This is a genomic window from Geodermatophilus siccatus (assembly GCF_900103785.1).
GTDB classification, from domain to species: Bacteria; Actinomycetota; Actinomycetes; order Mycobacteriales; family Geodermatophilaceae; genus Geodermatophilus; species Geodermatophilus siccatus.
The window spans coordinates 419,640-435,410 of sequence record NZ_FNHE01000003.1; the positions used below are offsets into that span (position 1 = coordinate 419,640).

At 75.9% G+C, this 15,771-nt stretch carries 14 protein-coding genes; 5 read left to right on the forward strand and 9 right to left on the reverse strand.

Annotated features, from left to right (window positions below):
- Positions 1 to 10: 10 nt before the first annotated feature.
- The 3 genes from BLS21_RS07945 to BLS21_RS07955 all read left to right on the forward strand — a co-directional run bounded on the left by BLS21_RS07945 (position 11) and on the right by BLS21_RS07955 (position 4,144).
- Positions 11 to 1,993 carry an acetyl-CoA carboxylase biotin carboxylase subunit gene (locus tag BLS21_RS07945; protein ID WP_091216096.1) on the forward strand — a complete coding sequence of 661 codons (1,983 nt, stop codon included), beginning with the start codon at positions 11 to 13 and terminating at the stop codon, positions 1,991 to 1,993.
- 2 nt (positions 1,994 to 1,995) lie between these two features.
- Positions 1,996 to 3,150: an acyl-CoA dehydrogenase family protein gene (locus tag BLS21_RS07950; RefSeq protein ID WP_091216098.1), complete on the forward strand. Its 1,155-nt coding sequence runs from the start codon at positions 1,996 to 1,998 to the stop codon at positions 3,148 to 3,150.
- Between the two features lie 139 nt (positions 3,151 to 3,289).
- Positions 3,290 to 4,144 (forward strand): cyclase family protein, encoded by an 855-nt coding sequence (locus tag BLS21_RS07955; protein WP_091216101.1) that lies wholly within the window; start codon positions 3,290 to 3,292, stop codon positions 4,142 to 4,144.
- A gap of 27 nt (positions 4,145 to 4,171) precedes the next feature.
- Here BLS21_RS07955 and BLS21_RS07960 read toward each other — a convergent pair whose 3' ends face one another.
- Positions 4,172 to 5,305 (reverse strand): glycerate kinase, encoded by a 1,134-nt coding sequence (locus BLS21_RS07960; RefSeq protein ID WP_091216103.1) that lies wholly within the window; start codon positions 5,303 to 5,305, stop codon positions 4,172 to 4,174.
- Between the two features lie 105 nt (positions 5,306 to 5,410).
- A complete protein-coding gene (locus BLS21_RS07965) occupies positions 5,411 to 6,424 on the reverse strand; it encodes an NADPH:quinone reductase (protein WP_091216107.1) in 1,014 nt (337 codons plus the stop codon).
- Between the two features lie 221 nt (positions 6,425 to 6,645).
- Between BLS21_RS07965 and BLS21_RS07970 the strand changes: the two genes are divergently transcribed.
- On the forward strand, positions 6,646 to 7,293 hold the full coding sequence (locus BLS21_RS07970; protein WP_091216110.1) for a pyridoxamine 5'-phosphate oxidase family protein: 648 nt from the start codon (positions 6,646 to 6,648) through the stop codon (positions 7,291 to 7,293).
- A gap of 59 nt (positions 7,294 to 7,352) precedes the next feature.
- Here the strand turns inward: BLS21_RS07970 and BLS21_RS07975 are convergent, their stop codons facing one another.
- Both BLS21_RS07975 and BLS21_RS24565 read right to left on the reverse strand, forming a co-directional pair.
- The gene (locus BLS21_RS07975) at positions 7,353 to 7,748 is read right to left on the reverse strand and encodes a VOC family protein (protein ID WP_091216113.1); all 396 of its coding nucleotides are present in this window, start codon (positions 7,746 to 7,748) and stop codon (positions 7,353 to 7,355) included.
- Between the two features lie 35 nt (positions 7,749 to 7,783).
- The gene (locus BLS21_RS24565; protein ID WP_139177047.1) at positions 7,784 to 8,359 is read right to left on the reverse strand and encodes a hypothetical protein; all 576 of its coding nucleotides are present in this window, start codon (positions 8,357 to 8,359) and stop codon (positions 7,784 to 7,786) included.
- Positions 8,360 to 8,465: 106 nt separating this feature from the next.
- On the opposite strand from BLS21_RS24565, the gene BLS21_RS07985 reads away from it, so the two are divergent.
- Positions 8,466 to 9,311 (forward strand): ATP-grasp fold amidoligase family protein, encoded by an 846-nt coding sequence (locus BLS21_RS07985; RefSeq protein WP_175479485.1) that lies wholly within the window; start codon positions 8,466 to 8,468, stop codon positions 9,309 to 9,311.
- Positions 9,312 to 9,375: 64 nt separating this feature from the next.
- Here the strand turns inward: BLS21_RS07985 and BLS21_RS07990 are convergent, their stop codons facing one another.
- The 5 genes from BLS21_RS07990 to BLS21_RS08010 all read right to left on the reverse strand — a co-directional run bounded on the left by BLS21_RS07990 (position 9,376) and on the right by BLS21_RS08010 (position 15,588).
- Entirely contained in the window at positions 9,376 to 11,979 is a 2,604-nt protein-coding gene (locus BLS21_RS07990) for a bifunctional FO biosynthesis protein CofGH (protein ID WP_091216121.1), read from the reverse strand.
- Between the two features lie 199 nt (positions 11,980 to 12,178).
- Complete coding sequence (locus BLS21_RS07995) at positions 12,179 to 13,036, reverse strand: ABC transporter permease (protein WP_091216123.1); 858 nt, start codon at positions 13,034 to 13,036, stop codon at positions 12,179 to 12,181.
- Positions 13,033 to 14,034: an ABC transporter ATP-binding protein gene (locus tag BLS21_RS08000; RefSeq protein WP_091216126.1), complete on the reverse strand. Its 1,002-nt coding sequence runs from the start codon at positions 14,032 to 14,034 to the stop codon at positions 13,033 to 13,035. Before BLS21_RS08000 ends, BLS21_RS07995 begins: the two co-directional genes overlap by 4 nt.
- Complete coding sequence (locus BLS21_RS08005; protein ID WP_091216128.1) at positions 14,031 to 15,110, reverse strand: hypothetical protein; 1,080 nt, start codon at positions 15,108 to 15,110, stop codon at positions 14,031 to 14,033. Before BLS21_RS08005 ends, BLS21_RS08000 begins: the two co-directional genes overlap by 4 nt.
- The gene (locus tag BLS21_RS08010) at positions 15,094 to 15,588 is read right to left on the reverse strand and encodes an RNA polymerase sigma factor (protein WP_091216131.1); all 495 of its coding nucleotides are present in this window, start codon (positions 15,586 to 15,588) and stop codon (positions 15,094 to 15,096) included. The genes BLS21_RS08005 and BLS21_RS08010 overlap by 17 nt, the downstream gene beginning before the upstream one ends.
- Positions 15,589 to 15,771 lie beyond the last annotated feature (183 nt).

The following is a 15,771-nucleotide window of genomic DNA, read 5'->3' on the forward strand; positions in this document are numbered from 1 at the left end:
GTGCTGAGCGGTGTTCGAGACCGTCCTCGTGGCCAACCGCGGCGAGATCGCCGTCCGGGTCATCCGCACGCTGCGCGCGATGGGCATCCGCTCGGTGGCCGTGTACAGCGCGGCCGACGCCGGGTCCCGGCACGTCCGGGAGGCCGACGTCGCCGTCCCGATCGGCCCGGCGCCCGCGGCCGAGAGCTACCTGTCGATCGAGCGGGTGCTCGACGCCGCCGCCCGCACCGGCGCCCAGGCGGTGCACCCCGGCTACGGCTTCCTGTCCGAGAACGTCGAGTTCGCCCGGGCCTGCGAGAAGGCCGGCGTCGTCTTCATCGGCCCGCCGGTCGCCGCGATCGAGGCGATGGGCGACAAGATCCGCGCCAAGCAGACCGTGATGGCCGCCGGCGTCCCCGTCGTCCCCGGGCGGACCGAGCCCGGCATGTCGGACGACGAGGTCGCCGCGGCCGCGGTCGAGGTCGGCTTCCCGGTGCTGCTCAAGCCCAGCGCCGGCGGCGGCGGCAAGGGCATGCGGGTGGTGCGCGCCGAGGCCGATCTGCGTGACGCCATCGCCGCCGCCCGGCGCGAGGCCCGCGGCTCCTTCGGCGACGACACCCTGCTGGTCGAGCGCTACGTCGGGTCGGCGCGGCACGTCGAGCTGCAGGTGCTCGGCGACGGCCACGGCACCGTCGTCCACCTGGGCGAGCGGGAGTGCAGCCTGCAGCGCCGGCACCAGAAGGTCGTCGAGGAGGCGCCGTCCCCGCTGCTGGACGCCACCACCCGCGCCGCGATGGGCACCGCCGCCGTCGAGGCCGCCCGGGCCGTCGGCTACACCGGCGCCGGCACGGTGGAGTTCATCGTCGACGCCGAGCGGCCGACCGACTTCTTCTTCCTGGAGATGAACACCCGGCTGCAGGTCGAGCACCCGGTCACCGAGATGGTCACCGGCCTGGACCTGGTCGAGCTGCAGGTGCGGGTCGCCGCGGGGGAGCCGCTGCCGTTCACCCAGGACGACGTCGTGCTCGACGGGCACGCCATCGAGGCCCGGCTCTACGCCGAGGACCCGGCCCGCGGCTTCCTGCCGCAGACGGGCACCGTGCTGGGCCTGCGCGAGCCGGCCGGGCCGGGCGTGCGCCTGGACAGCTCGCTGGCGGTGGGCTCGGTCGTCGGCACCGACTACGACCCGATGCTGGCCAAGGTGGTCGCGTGGGGTCCCGACCGGGAGACCGCCCGCGCCCGCCTGGTCGGCGCGCTGGGGCACACCGCCGTCCTCGGGGTGCCGACCAACACGGCCTTCCTCCGGGCGCTGCTCACCGATCCCGACGTGGTCGCCGGGCGGCTGGACACCGGGCTCATCGAGCGGCGCGGCGAGGCGCTGACCGCCGCCGAGCCCGTGCCGCCGGCGGTCCACGCGGCGGCGGCGCTGTTCGAGCTGCTCGAGGCCGAGCCGACCGGTCCGGTGGTCGACCGCTGGGACGTCCCCGACGGCTGGCGGCTCGGCGAGCCGGCCTGGACGGTCCGCCGGCTGCAGGCCGCCGGCGGGGACCCGGTGACCGTGCGGGTGCGCGGCCGGTCGTCCGCGGCCCTCGTCCAGGTGGGGTCGGCCGACCCGGTGCCGGCCGCGGCGACGCGGGACGGCGACCAGCTGTCGGTGACCCTGGACGGCGTCACCGCGCGGTACGCCGTCGTCCACTCCGGCGGGCAGCTGTGGCTGGCCGCCGACGGCCGGGTGAGCGTGCTGCGCGAGCACGAGCGGCTGCACTCGGCGGTCGAGGGCGCGGCCGGGGACGGCGCGGTCACCGCGCCCATGCCGGGGACGGTGACGCTGGTGCAGGCGGCGGTCGGCGACCGGGTCGAGGCCGGTGCCCCGCTGCTGGTGGTCGAGGCGATGAAGATGGAGCACGTGCTGACCGCACCCCTCGCGGGGACGGTCACCGAGCTCGGTGTGACGGCCGGCCAGCAGGTCCGGCTCGACGAGCGGGTGGCCGTGGTGACGGCCGGGGAGGACTGACCGTGCTGGACTACCGGCTCGACGAGGAGACCGAGGCCCTGCGCAAGGTCGTGCGGGAGTTCGCGCAGGACGTGATCGCCCCGCAGATCGGGGAGTTCTACGAGCGCGACGAGTTCCCCACCGCGATCGTGCGGCAGATGGGTGAGCTGGGCCTGTTCGGCCTGCCCTTCCCCGAGGAGTACGGCGGTTCGGGTGGCACCTACTTCACCCTGTGCGTGGCGCTCGAGGAGCTCGCGCGGGTCGACTCGTCGGTGGCGATCACCCTCGAGGCCGGCGTCTCGCTGGGCGCGATGCCGATCTACCGGTTCGGGACCGAGGAGCAGAAGCAGCAGTGGCTGCCCCGGCTGTGCAACGGGGAGGCGCTGGCCGCGTTCGGGCTGACCGAGCCCGGCGGCGGCTCGGACGCCGGCGCCACCAGCACCACCGCGCGCCTGGAGGACGGCCACTGGGTGGTCAACGGGTCCAAGGCGTTCATCACCAACTCCGGCACCGACCTGACCGAGCTGGTCACCGTCACCGCGGTCACCGGCACCCGGCCCGACGGCGGCAAGGAGATCTCGGCGATCGCCATCCCGTCGGGGACGCCGGGCTTCAGCGTGGGCAAGCGGTACTCGAAGGTCGGCTGGAACGCCTCGGACACCCGCGAGCTGTCGTTCAGCGACTGCCGGGTGCCGGCGGAGAACCTGGTGGGGGAGCGCGGGCGCGGCTACGCGCAGTTCCTCTCCATCCTCGGCGAGGGCCGGATCGCGATCTCAGCGCTCGCCGTCGGGCTGGCGCAGGGCTGCGTCGACGAGTCGGTGAAGTACGCGGCGCAGCGGGAGGCGTTCGGGCAGCCGATCGGCCGCAACCAGGCGATCCAGTTCATGATCGCCGACATGGAGGTGCGCGCCTCCACCGCACGGCTGGCCTACTACCGGGCGGCCGAGAAGATGCTGCGCGGCGAGCCGTACGCGCGGGAGGCCTCGATCGCCAAGCTGTACAGCTCCGAGGTGGCGATGGACAACGCCCGCTACGCCACCCAGGTGCACGGCGGCTACGGCTTCATGAACGAGTTCCCGGTGGGCCGCTTCTACCGCGACGCGAAGATCCTCGAGATCGGTGAGGGCACCAGCGAGGTGCAGCGGATGCTCATCGCCCGCGACCTCGGCGTCGGCTGAGGAAGGACCCGTCAGGGCCCGGGTCAGGCGTCCGCCCCCGCGCAGCGACGTGCGGTCCCGTGGCCGCTCCCGGGGCTATGGTGCGCGGGCACCCGAGCCCAGGGGCACCCGGTCACGACGGGGACGACGGAGAACGCGCATGTGCACGGAGCACACGGGCAGGGTGGCGCAGCAGGCCCGCGAGGGGACCGGGGCCGGCTTCTCCCGGCGGACGGCGCTGGTGGGCGGCGCGGCCGCGGCCGTGACCGCTGCGCTGACCGGCACCGCTCGGGCCGAGGACCGGACACCGCGAGCCCCGGGCTGGGGCCGTCGCGGCCTGTGCGACCTCACGCACCCGTTGACCACGAGCCTGCCGATGTTCGTGCCGACCGAGGCGCCGACGCGCCGCACCGTCGTGACGATCGAGCAGAACGGCTACTACCAGCAGGAGTGGCGCCTCGTCGAGCACACCGGCACCCACGTCGACGCGCCGGGACACTTCACGGCGGGCGGTCGCCTCGCGCCCGAGCTGCGGATCGACGAGCTCGTCACGCCCGCCGTCGTCATCGACATCAGCTCGCGTGCGGCGGACGAGCCCGACACCGTCGTGACGATCGACGACGTCCGCGCGCACGAGCGGCGGCACGGCCGCATCCCGGACGACGCCGCCGTGCTCATGAACTCCGGCTGGGGCAGCAGGTTCGGCGATCCGGAGGCCTACCGCGGCGCCGACGCGACAGGGACGCTGCACTTCCCCGGCTTCGGTGCGGACACCTGCGAGTGGCTGCTGGAACGCCGCCGCATCCGCAGCCTCGGCGTCGACACGCTCAGCATCGACCCGGGCGCGTCCACGACCTTCGACACCCACCTCCTGCTCACCGGCGCCGACCGCTACGGGCTGGAGAACCTCGCCCACCTCGACCGCGTCCCACCCACGGGCGCGACGATCGTGGTCGGCCTCATCCCGTTCGAGGAGGGTTCGGGCGGTCCCGCCCGCGTCCTCGCCTCCTGGTGAACCCGCCGGCGCGCCCCGGACGCCCCGTCAGGCCGGGGTCGGCAGGTGCTCGGCGGCGATGCGCTGCGCCAGGCGCTCCAGCAGCGGGCCGGCCTCGGCCATGCAGCGCGCGGGGTCCGGCTCGAGGTCGGTGAGCGCGGCAGCGGCGTCGATGCCGGCCTCCCGCAGCGCCGCGTCCTGCAGGTCGCGCCGCCCGCAGACGGCGACCACCGCGGGGACGCCGGCCGCTCGAGCCCGGCGGGCGACGCCGACCGGCGCCTTGCCGCGCAGGCTCTGCTCGTCCAGCGACCCCTCACCCACCACGACCAGCTCGGCCCCGGCCACCAGCCGGTCGAAGCCGAGCAGGTCCAGCAGCAGGTCGATGCCGGGCCGCAGCTGCGCCCCGAGGACGGCGAGGGCCGCGAACCCCACCCCGCCCGCGGCGCCCGCGCCCGGCTCGTCGCGCAGGTCCCGGCCGGTGGCCTCGGCGACCGCGTCGGCCAGCCGGGCCAGGCAGCCGTCGAGGTGGACGACGTCGTCGCGGTCGGCGCCCTTCTGCGGGCCGTAGACCGCCGCGGCGCCCGAGGGGCCGGTCAGCGGGTTGTCCACGTCGCAGGCGACGACCACCTCGGCGCCCTGCAGCGCGGCGGTCACCCCGCTGACGTCCACCCGGGCCAGCCGCTCCAGCCCCGCGCCGCCGGGCCCGACCGGTGCGCCGTCCGCGTCGAGCAGCCGCGCGCCGAGGGCCTGCAGCAGTCCGGCGCCGCCGTCGGTCGTGGCGCTGCCGCCGATGCCGAGGACGACCCGGCGGGCACCGGCGGCCAGCGCCGCGGCGACGACCTCGCCGGTGCCGCGGCTGGTGGCGGTGCGGGGCGCGAACCGGCCCCCGGGCAGTCGGCCGAGCCCCGAGACGTCGGCCATCTCGACGACGGCGACGTCGCCGAGCCGGGCGTAGGCGGTCTGCACCGGCTCGCCGGTCGGGCCGGTCGCGGTGACGGGCACCGCCTCGTAGCCCGCGGCCAGCGCGGCGGCGAGGGTGCCGTCACCGCCGTCGGCGACCGGCAGGCAGCTCACCTCGACGTCCGGCCGGCCGGCGGTGAGCCCGCGCGCGACCGCGGCGGCCACCTCGGGAGCGGTCAGCGATCCCTTGAACTTGTCCGGGGCGACGAGGACGCGAGGCATTGCCCGATCCTGTCAGCCGGCCTGGTCCCGGGTCCCGCGACGGGTGACCCTTCTGCAGGGTCCCGCCGCGAGCCCGCGAGCGGTGGGGGGCAGAAGGGTCCTCTCTCAGGCCGTCACGTCGACCAGCACCTTGCCGACGGCGCCGTCCTCCACCGCGCGGTGCGCCTGCGCGGTCTCGGCCAGCGGGAAGACGTGCAGCGGCAGGCCGGCGTCCTCGCCGACCCGGACGGCGCCGTCGAGCACGGCGGCGTTGACGTCCTCGACGGCGATCGCCTTGGCGCGCTCGGGCTCGGTGTAGACGAGGACGAACTGCCAGCGCGCGTTGGGGACCATCTGCGCGCGGACGGGCACGGTCACCTCCGCGCCGCCGTCGTCGGCGTACATCGCCACGGCCCCGTGCAGGCCGATGACCTGCGCGTCGACGGCGGCGTTGGTGGCGGCGGAGACCTCGACGATCGCGTCCACGCCCTTCGGGGCGACCTTGCGCACCTCGGCGACGACGTCCTGCTCGCGGTAGTCGACGACGTGCGAGGCGCCGGCCGCGGCGGCCAGCTGTGCCTTGTGCGGGCTGCTGACCGTGGCGATCACCGTGGCGTCGGCCCAGCGGGCCAGCTGGATCGCGGCGTTGCCGACCGCGCCGGCCCCGCCCTGCACGAGGACGGTGTGGCCGGTCAGCGCCCCGGGGCCGAGCCGGTCGGGCAGCGACTCGGCCACGGTCAGGCAGCGGTGCGCGGTGAGGAACGGGATGCCCAGCGCCGCGCCCAGCTCGAACGCGGGCCCGGCGCCGAGCAGCACCACCTGCCGCGCGGGGACGACGGTGTACTCGGCCGCCGTCCCGTGCGGGCGCTGCCAGGCCGCCTCCCAGACCCACACCCGCTCGCCGACCAGCACCGGGTCGACGCCCTCCCCGACGGCGTCGACGGTGCCGGAGCCGTCCTGGTCGGGCACCTGGCCGTCGGGGCCGGGTGGGTTGGTGCGCCGGGACTTCCAGTCGGTCGGGTTGACCCCGGAGAAGGCCAGCCGGACCCGCACCTCACCCGGGCCGGGCTCGGGGGTGGGGCGCTCGACCAGCTGCAGGACGTCGGGGTCGCCGTTCTCGGTGTAGACGATGGCTCGCACGCCCCCACCTTGCCCTCGCGGCGGGGGCCCCGCCTGGTGGGCGCCCGCCTCCGAGACGACGCGGTCACGGTCGGTCGAGGCACGCTGACGCCGCCGACCGCCCGTCCCGTGGCGCGCCGGGAGCCGCCCGGTCACCGACCGTTGCCCCTACCTTCGCGCGCACGGGCGCCGTTCCCGGCGTCCGACGTCGTGGCCGCCATCCGGCCCGAACGGGGGACGTCATGCCGGGTTCAAACGGCGAGCACCGCCTGCAGGAACTGCTCGGCACCGCGGTGCGGGCACGGGCCTTCTACGACCACCAGGTGCTCGACCACCTCAACGAGCGGATGCGGGACTTCGTGCGCCGGATGGAGATGGTCTTCATGGCGACGGCGGACGCGGCCGGCGAGGTCGACTGCTCCTTCCGTGCCGGACCGCCGGGGTTCGTCGGTGTCCTCGACGAGTGCACGCTCGCCCTCCCGGAGTACCGCGGCAACGGGGTCATGGGGAGCCTCGGCAACATCACGGAGAACGGGCACGTCGGCCTGCTCTTCGTCGACTTCTGCGGGGACGGGGTCGGACTGCACGTGAACGGTCGGGCGTCGGTGGTCCCGAACGAGCTGATGGCCGCCCGACCGGAGCTCCCCGCGTCCGTGGCCGAGGGAGTGCGGCAGTCAGGAGGACGGGCGGCCGCCAGGTGGGTGCTCGTCGAGGTGCAGGAGGCCTACATCCACTGCGCCAAGCACATCCCGCGGATGGCCGCGGTCCCCCAGCAGGTGCGGGCATGGGGGACCGACGACGCAGCGCGCAAGCGGGGTGACTACTTCCGGGCCAAGCACGAGCCTCGGCCCTGGGCCGAGCCGGCGGGATCGGCGGCTCGGCCCGACTGACGCCGTGCTCGGCGCGGCGGACCGTCCGCCGGCGGGGCACGGCCACGGCCGGCCGGTCGTCAGGCCAGGTTGAGCTGCCAGGACACGCCGAAGCGGTCGTTCACCCAGCCGAACCGGCGGCTGAAGCCGTGGTCGCCGAGCTCCATCAGGACCGCGCCGCCCTCGGCGAGACCCGAGAACAGCCGCTCGAGCTCGTCCTCCGACGCCGTCTCGACCCAGATGGAGAAGGACGGCGTGAAGGTGAAGTCGTGGACCGGCGGGCTGTCGAAGCAGCGGAACACCTGCCCGGCGATCGAGAACGTGGCGCCCTGCACCGTGCCCTCGGCGCCGGGACCGTCCGCCCCCCACCGGTCGAGCTCGAGCACGCGTGCGTCGTCGAACAGCGACGTGTAGAGGTCGAGTGCCGGCCCTGCGTCGCCCTGGAACATGAGGAACGGGATCACCTGCTTCGGCATGGCGGTCACCGTAGGGGGAGCTGCTGACGGAACGCTCAGCCCAGTCGGTCGGCGACCGCCGCCAGGTGGTCGTCCACCACCCGGCCGAGGTCGGGCTCGGAGCCCGTGGCGACGACGAGCACGACCACCTCGGCCGAGCGCACCAGGCGGGTCTCGTCGACCGCCGGGTCCGGTCCGGGGACCTCGGTGCGGATGGTGATGCCGGTCCACCCCGATCCCGTCCAGCCGTCCACCGACCGGGCGGTCCGGACAGCCGGGTCGGGGTCCGCGGACGGCGGGGCCGACGTGCAGTCCGGCGCCTCCGTCCCCGCCTGCTCGAGGATCGCCTCCGCGACCATCGGAGCCGACGCGGCCCAGGCGTAGGCGTACAGGGTCATCCCCTCGGCGGCGGAACCGGCGGCCACCGGCTCCCCGAGGGCGGGGTCCAGGCGGGGAGCCCGGGTACCCGGCGCCGTCGTGCAGAGCTGCCACGGCGGCGGGGGCGGGTCGGCCGGCCGCAGACCGGGGACCGGCACCGACAGCGCGGCCTCGAGGTCGGGCGGCCCGCCGGGCGAGGCGGTCCCCTCCACGGTGGCCGTGCAGGCGACCAGCCCGAGGGCGACCGCGGTCACGACCCACCTCCCCGTCCGCACCTCCGTCGGATACCCCGTGTCCGGGGAGCACGCGGACCCCCGGCGTGCGGTTGCCGGTCGCCGTCCCGGCTGTTGGGGTTGGCAAGTGCTCGTCCCGCGCTCCGGCGCCCTGCCCGCGCCGGTGCGCCGGACCCTGCTCTACCGCCAGGCGACCGGGCACCTGCCGCCGCTGCTGCGGCCGCGCACCTTCACCGAGAAGCTGAACTGGCGGATCACCTTCGACCGGCGGGAGCTGCTCGCGCCCACCTGCGACAAGCTGGCGATGAAGGAGCACGCCCGCACGGTCGCGCCGGGCCTGGTGCGCGTCCCGGAGACCCTCTGGTCCGGTACCGACGTCGGCGAGCTGGCCGACGTCGACCTGCCCGGCCACTGGGTGCTCAAGCCCAACCACTCCTGCATCCGCCGGCTGTTCGGCCGCGGTCCGGGCGACGTCGACGAGCTGCGCCGGCGCACCGCGGGCTGGGTGGGGGAGCGGTACTGGCGGAAGAGCGAGGAGTGGGCCTACCGGCGGGCGCGGCCGTGCCTGCTGGTCGAGGAGTTCATCGGCGTCCCGGGCGTGGTGCCGGCCGACCTCAAGGTGCTCGTCGTCGGCGGGGAGCCCCGGCTGGTGGAACTGCACACCGGCCGGGACGACGACCACGGCACCCGGCTCTACACCCCGGGGTGGGCGCCGCTGCCCTGGACGATCGGCTACCGGCCCGGCCCGGACGCCGACCCGCCCGAGCGCCTCGACGACCTGCTCAAGGCCGCCACGGCGCTCGCCGACGGCTTCGACATGCTGCGCGTCGACTGCTACGAGGTCGACGGGGAGCTGTGGTTCGGCGAGCTCACCCCGTACCCGGGCGCCGGGCTGTCCCCGCTCGAGCCCGACCTCGACGCGTGGCTCGGCGCGGCCTGGACGCTGCCACCACTCTGGCACACCCGCGGCTGACCCCGGCCTCCTTCCAGGGACCCGCCCTGTGCCTGCGAGGGGTGTGGAGGAAGGGGGGCCTCTCTCAGACGGGGGCGATCGACAGGTCCAGCGCGCGGCGGCCCTCCTCGGACCGGGCGGTGGTGATGCGCTCGGCCGAGGGGGTGCCGTACTCAGTGGTCCGCTGCCGGGCCGGGCGGCCGATCGCGGCGGCCACCGCCTCCAGCTCGGCGATGGTCTTCAGCGAGCCGTTGGTGCTGCCGGCCATCCGGCTGATCGTCTCCTCCATCAGCGTGCCGCCGAGGTCGTTGGCCCCGCCCTGCAGCACCGCCCGCGTGCCGGCGTCGCCGAGCTTGACCCAGGAGGTCTGGATGTTCGGGATGCGCCCGTGCAGCAGCAGCCGGGCGACGGCGTGCACCGCGCGGTTCTCCCGCACCGTCGGCCCGGGCCGGGCGACACCGGCGAGGTAGATCGGCGAGCTGTGGTGCACGAAGGGCAGCAGCACGAACTCGGTGAAGCCGCCGGTCTCGTCCTGCACCCGCGCCAGCGTGCGCAGGTGCGCCACCCAGTGGGCGGGGGTGTCGACGTGGCCGTACATCATCGTCGACGTCGTCGGGATGCCCACCCGGTGCGCGGTGGTGATGATCTCCAGCCAGGTCGCCGTGGGCAGCTTGCCCTTGGTCAGCACCCAGCGGACGTCGTCGTCGAGGATCTCCGCCGCCGTCCCCGGGACCGAGTCCAGACCCGCCTCCTTCGCGGCGACCAGGAAGTCGCGGAAGGACAGCCCGGTGCGGGCCGCGCCGTTCACGATCTCCATGGGCGAGAAGGCGTGCAGGTGGATGCCGGGGGCGCGGCGCTTCACCTCGCGGGCGAGGTCGAGGTAGGCGGTGCCGGGCAGGTCGGGGTGGATGCCGCCCTGCATGCAGATCTCGGTGGCCCCGGCGGCCCACGCCCGGTCCACGCGCGTCCCGACCTCCTCCAGGGACAGCGTGTAGGCGTCGGCGTCGGTGCGCCGCTGGGCGAAGGCGCAGAACCGGCAGCCGGTGTAGCAGACGTTGGTGAAGTTGATGTTCCGGTTCACGACGTAGGTGACGTCGTCGCCGACGGTGTCCCGGCGGACGGCGTCGGCCAGCGCGCACAGCGCGTCGAGGTCCGGGCCGTCCGCGCCGAGCAGCGCCAGGTACCCGGCGTCGGTCAGCCCCGCCGGGTCGGTCTCGGCGGACCGCAGGGCGGCGTGCACCGCCGGGTCGCCGGTGGCGAGCGCGGTCGAGTGCCCGTCGCGGGCGCTCTCGGTGCGCGAGCGCAGCTCGGCCCAGTCGCCGTAGACGGCGTCGAAGTCGCTGCGCCGGTCGCCGGTGCGCCCGGTGGTGTCGACCTCGACGTGCAGGTCGGTGCGTCCGGACGACGTCCACGCCTCGTCCGGCTCCTGCCACGGCAGCCCGGCCGGCACGCGGCCCTCGACCGCCAGCCCGTCGGGGCCGGCCAGCGCGGCGACGTGCGGGCGCACCCGCGGGTCCAGCCACGGCTCGGGGGAGAGCACGTACGGCGGCTGGGCGGCCAGCCGCTCCCGCAGCTCGAACCCGGCCTCGGCGCTGAGCGCGGCCAGCTTGTCGGTGTTGGGCCACGGGCGCTCGGGGTTGACGTGGTCGGGCGTCAGCGGGGAGACGCCGCCCCAGTCGTCGACCCCCGCGCGCAGCAGCAGGCCCAGCTCGGTGGAGTCGCTCAGGTTCGGCGGCGCCTGCACGCGCGCCCTGGGCCCGAGCAGCATTCGGGTGACGGCGACCGCGGCCACGTACTCCTGCAGCTCCAGGTCGCACGAGCCGGCCATCGCCGTCCGCGGCTTGGCCCGGAAGTTCTGCACGATGACCTCCTGCACGTGCCCGTGCCGCCGTGCTGCGGCCCGGATCGCGCCGACGGCGTCCACCCGCTCGGCGTAGCTCTCCCCGATGCCGAGCAGCACGCCGGTGGTGAACGGGACGGCGGAGCGCCCGGCGTCCTCGAGCACGCGCAGCCGCACCCGCGGCTCCTTGTCGGGAGAGCCGAAGTGCGGGCCGCCGGGGGTCGACCACAGCCGGGTCGCGGTGGTCTCGAGCATCATCCCCATCGAGGCGGACACGGGCTTGAGCCGCTGGATCTCCTCCCAGCTCAGCACCCCGGGGTTGAGGTGCGGCAGCAGCCCGGTCTCCTCCAGCACCCGGATCGCCATCGCGCGCAGGTAGCCCAGCGTGGAGTCGAAGCCGTGCGCCTCGAGCCACTCGGCCGCGACCGGCCACCGGTCCTCGGGCCGGTCGCCGAGGGTGAACAGCGCCTCCTTGCAGCCCAGCGCCGCGCCGGCCCGGGCGATGTCGAGCACCTCGTCGGGGGAGAGGTACGGCGCCCTCCCCTCCCGGCGCAGCTGGCCGGGGGTGGTCACGAAGGTGCAGTAGTGGCAGCGGTCGCGGCACAGGTGGGTGAGCGGGATGAACACCTTGCGGCTGTAGGTGACCACACCCGGGCGCCCGGCCGAGGCGAGCCCCGCGTCGCGGACCCGGCCGGCCGCGGTGAGCAGCCGGTCCAGCGGCTCCCCCTCGCCCAGGCCGCGGGCGTGCAGCAGCGTCTCGGCCTCGACGGCGTCGAGGGTCACCCCGCGCTCGGCACGGGCCAGGGCACGGCGGACGGCGGACTCCGAGGGGTTCAGCGGCTCGCTCATCGGTCCCGACGCTAGTTGACCGACCCCCTCGCCCCCCACCGCCGGCCGCGCTCCCCGACGATCATGGAGTCGCGGTGGCGACACGCCCGCCCCACCCGGCGTGCCGCCACCCGGACCCCGTGATCGTCGGTGCGACGGGACGGGCGCCGTGGGTCGGGGAAGCGTGCGGGGTGGGCACCGCGGGCCCGGGGGTCCTCGGTCAGAGGTCGCGGCGGGAGAAGGCGAGTGCGGCCAGCCCCCACACCATCGCCACCCACACGACCGTCCACGCCAGGTACGCCGCGGTGAGGGAGGCCTCGCTGAGGAAGGGGAAGCCCTCCAGCTCCACGCCGAACTGGGCGAGCGCGGAGGGGTCCTGGAGCGAGTGCATGGCACCGCGCCACAGCCCGTCGGTGGGCAGCAGGATGCGCGACACCGTGCCGACCCGGGCGACGCCGTCGTTGCCGAGCGCCTGGCCGATGCCGCCGACGACGCCGGCGATCCAGGTCGCGCCGAACAGCCCGACGGCCACCACGCCGGACGCCATGGGCGACACGACGGTCGACAGCAGCAGGCCCAGCGTCAGCAGCACCGTGGTCTGCCCGGCCAGCAGGGCCAGCGCACCGACGACGTCCGGCGGCCAGTAGCCGACGGTCAGCTGGACGACGAGGCACTGCGCCAGGCCGGCCAGGACGACGAAGCCGCTGCCGAAGACCACCAGCCCCAGCCACTTGCCGAGCAGCACCGTGGAGCGGCGCACCGGCCGGGCGAGCATCGTGAGGGAGATACCGCTCTCCACCTCGCCGGACAGCGTGGGGCCGGCGAGGAACGCCGTCCCCAGGGCCGCGATCAGGCTCATCCCGAACATGACGAGGTTGAGCAGCTGCGAGGCCACCAGCCGGGCCTGGCCGCTGGTCAGCGTCCCGAAGTCGGTCTCGACGCCGGCCAGCCGCGAGAAGCCCCAGGCGGACAGCCCCAGCAGCGCGGCGGTGAGCGCGGCCAGCGCCCACAGCACCCGCCGCCGGGAGGCCTCCCGCAGGGTGAGCCCGGCGACGGTGAGCACCGTCCGCGCGCTCACGACCGGTCCCCGGAGCCGGCGCGCAGGATGCCGAGCAGGCGTTCCTCCAGGCTGATCCGCGCCGGCTCCACCGCGTGCACCCGCACGCCGAGGGCGACCAGGTCGGCCACCAGGTCCGGCACGGTCGTCCCGTCGTCCTCGGCCGGCAGCCCGACGGTGAACCACTCGCCCTCGCGCTCGACCGGCCCGGCCGCGACCAGCCGCGCCTGCCCGTCGGGACCGACCGAGCCCAGGTGCAGCCGCACCTCGCGGCGGCCCAGCAGCTCGGCCAGCGTGCCGGAGGCGGCGACGGTGCCGCGGTCGAGGACGACCACCCGGTCGCACACCCGCTCCACCTCGCCGATGAGGTGGGAGTTCAGCAGCACCGCCACGCCGCGCTGCCGGAGCGAGAGCACCACGTCGCGCACGTCGGCCCGGCCCAGCGGGTCGAGAGCGCTGGTCGGCTCGTCGAGCACCACCAGCTCGGGGCGGGCCACCAGCGCGACGGCCAGGCCCAGCCGCTGCTGCATGCCCTTGGAGAAGCCCCCGACCCGGTCCCCGGCGCGGGTGGCCAGCCCGACCAGCTCCAGGCAGCCGTGCCGCTCGTCCTCCGGGACGTGGGCACCGGCCAGCCGGACGTGCAGCTCGAGCACCTCGGCCGCGGTCAGCCAGGGCTGGTAGCGGAACAGCTCGGGCAGGTAGCCCACCCCAGCGCGGGCGGCCGGGTCGCTGCCGGGCCGGCCCAGCACCATCACCTCACCGGCGTCGGGCCGGACCAGCCCCAGCAGCATCTTGATGACCGTGGTCTTGCCCGCACCGTTCGGCCCGAGCAGACCCACCACCTCACCGCGGCCCACCGACAGCGAGACGCCGTCCACCGCAGTGCGCCGTCCGTACCGCTTGCGCAGGCCGTCGCACCACAGCGCCGGGGACGGCGGCAGGTCGCGGACCAGCTGCGCCGCGGCCCGGACGGCGGGGTCGCCGGGGCCGGCGACCGCGGGTGCGTCGGCCGTGCTCACCCCAGGTCCCCGGCGACCCCGAGCACCTCGTCGGCACCGAGCGCGCCGCCGACCAGGGTGACGACGCCGTCGTCGACCCAGACCACGGCAGCCAGGGCCTGGTCGCGGGACTCGAGCACGGTGGCGGGCAGCCCGTCGACCTCCGACTGCGAGGTCTCCACCAGGTCGCTCGGCACCGGGATGGGCAGGGTCGAGCCGTCGGCGGTGAAGGTCCGCAGCTGGGCCGCCACGTCGTCGGGCAGGCCGGGCAGCGAGAGCAGGAAGTCGCGGACGGTCTCGAACGGGACACCGGACGAGGACGCCGAGGGCGCCACCGCGCGGCCGACCACCAGCGTGGGCATCCCGGAGGCCTGCGACCAGACCGCCGCCACCCCCGGACCGGCGGTGAGCCGCACCCGGCTGCCGTCGAGACCCGGCGGCACGGGCGGCAGGGGCTCCCCGGTCGCCGCCGCGGCCTCGGCGGCCTCGGCGGCGGAGAAGGTGAAGACGCCGCTCAGCTCGCCGACCACCTGGTACGTCGGCTCGCCCTCCACGCCCTCGGGCAGGGCGGACACCTCGGGGACGTCCAGCCCGCTCTCGGCGCGGGCGGTCGCGGCGTCGGGCACCGCGTGCGGACCGTCGTCCCCGGTGAGCTCGACGTCGCCGTAGGCGGTCAGGTCCGGCAGCGCCACGAGGTCGGCGGTGCTGACCTCGAGCGGCGCGACCTGCTCGGTGCGGAAGATGGGCAGCCAGTCGTTCGCCGCGGCGACACCGGCGCCGGAGAGGACGACGACGGAGGCGAGCACGGCCGCGGCCGGGCGGTGCAGCCACCCGCCGCGCCTGCGGGCCGGCGCGGGTGCGGGCGTCGCGGCCCGGGCGGGCAGCGCCGACGACAGCCGCTGCCACGCGGCCGCGGGGTCGGGGTGCACGGCGTCGTCGGAGCGCAGCGCGGCGCCCACGGCCGCGGCGTCCGCCCGCACGGCGGCCAGGCCGGCGAGGCAGACGGGGCAGTCGGCGACGTGCTGCCGGTCGGCGTCGGAGACCCCGGCCGGCTCGTCGACCAGGCGGCGCAGCACGCCCTCAGTCGGATGACGCATGGTGGTCCAGCTCCTTCCGCAGCGCGGACTCGGCGCGCCGCACGGTCGTGCCGACGCTCCCGGGGGACAGGTCGAGGGCCGCCGCGACGTCGGCGTAGCCCATGCCGCTGTGCCGCAGCACGAGGGCCACGGCCTGCTTGCGGGGCAGCCGGGCGAGCGCGGCCCGCACCCGGCGGCGTTCCTCGAGGGTCACGACGGCGTCGGCCACGTCGGGCGCGACGACGTCGTCCGCCGCGGCGGCGGTCTCCTCGCGGGACGCGCGGCGGCGTCCCGAGCGGAGCAGGTTCAGCGCGGTGTGGGCCGCGGCGACCGAGAGCCAGCCGCGGGCCTCGCCGGCCGGTACGGACGAGCGGGCGAAGGACAGGAACACGTCCTGGGCGACGTCCTCGGCGGAGTCCCGCGACCCGAGCACCCGGGCGGCCACGCCGACGACCCGCGGGTACTCCGCGCGGAACACCTCGCCGAGGTCGGCGCGCACGGGCCCGGAGGCCGCTCGGGGTACCGCTCCGCCGTCGGTCCCCCCGACCCGGCCCGTCGCACCCCGGTGGGCCGCGCCCGGGAGCGCCAGGACGGCCTCGGGTCGCGCGGATCGAACGAGCTCCATGTCCCTACAGCACCGCCCGGAGCCCAGATGTGACACCCGTCGAGGATGCCTGCCCAT

Excerpts from the sequence above, each read along its gene's own strand:
- BLS21_RS07955 (WP_091216101.1), top strand. The coding sequence starts at position 3,290 with ATGTGCACGGAGCACACGGGCAGGGTGGCGCAGCAGGCCCGCGAGGGG.
- BLS21_RS07960 (WP_091216103.1), bottom strand. The coding sequence starts at position 5,305 with ATGCCTCGCGTCCTCGTCGCCCCGGACAAGTTCAAGGGATCGCTGACC.
- BLS21_RS07970 (WP_091216110.1), top strand. The coding sequence starts at position 6,646 with ATGCCGGGTTCAAACGGCGAGCACCGCCTGCAGGAACTGCTCGGCACC.
- BLS21_RS07975 (WP_091216113.1), bottom strand. The coding sequence starts at position 7,748 with ATGCCGAAGCAGGTGATCCCGTTCCTCATGTTCCAGGGCGACGCAGGG.
- BLS21_RS07990 (WP_091216121.1), bottom strand. The coding sequence starts at position 11,979 with ATGAGCGAGCCGCTGAACCCCTCGGAGTCCGCCGTCCGCCGTGCCCTG.
- BLS21_RS08005 (WP_091216128.1), bottom strand. The coding sequence starts at position 15,110 with ATGCGTCATCCGACTGAGGGCGTGCTGCGCCGCCTGGTCGACGAGCCG.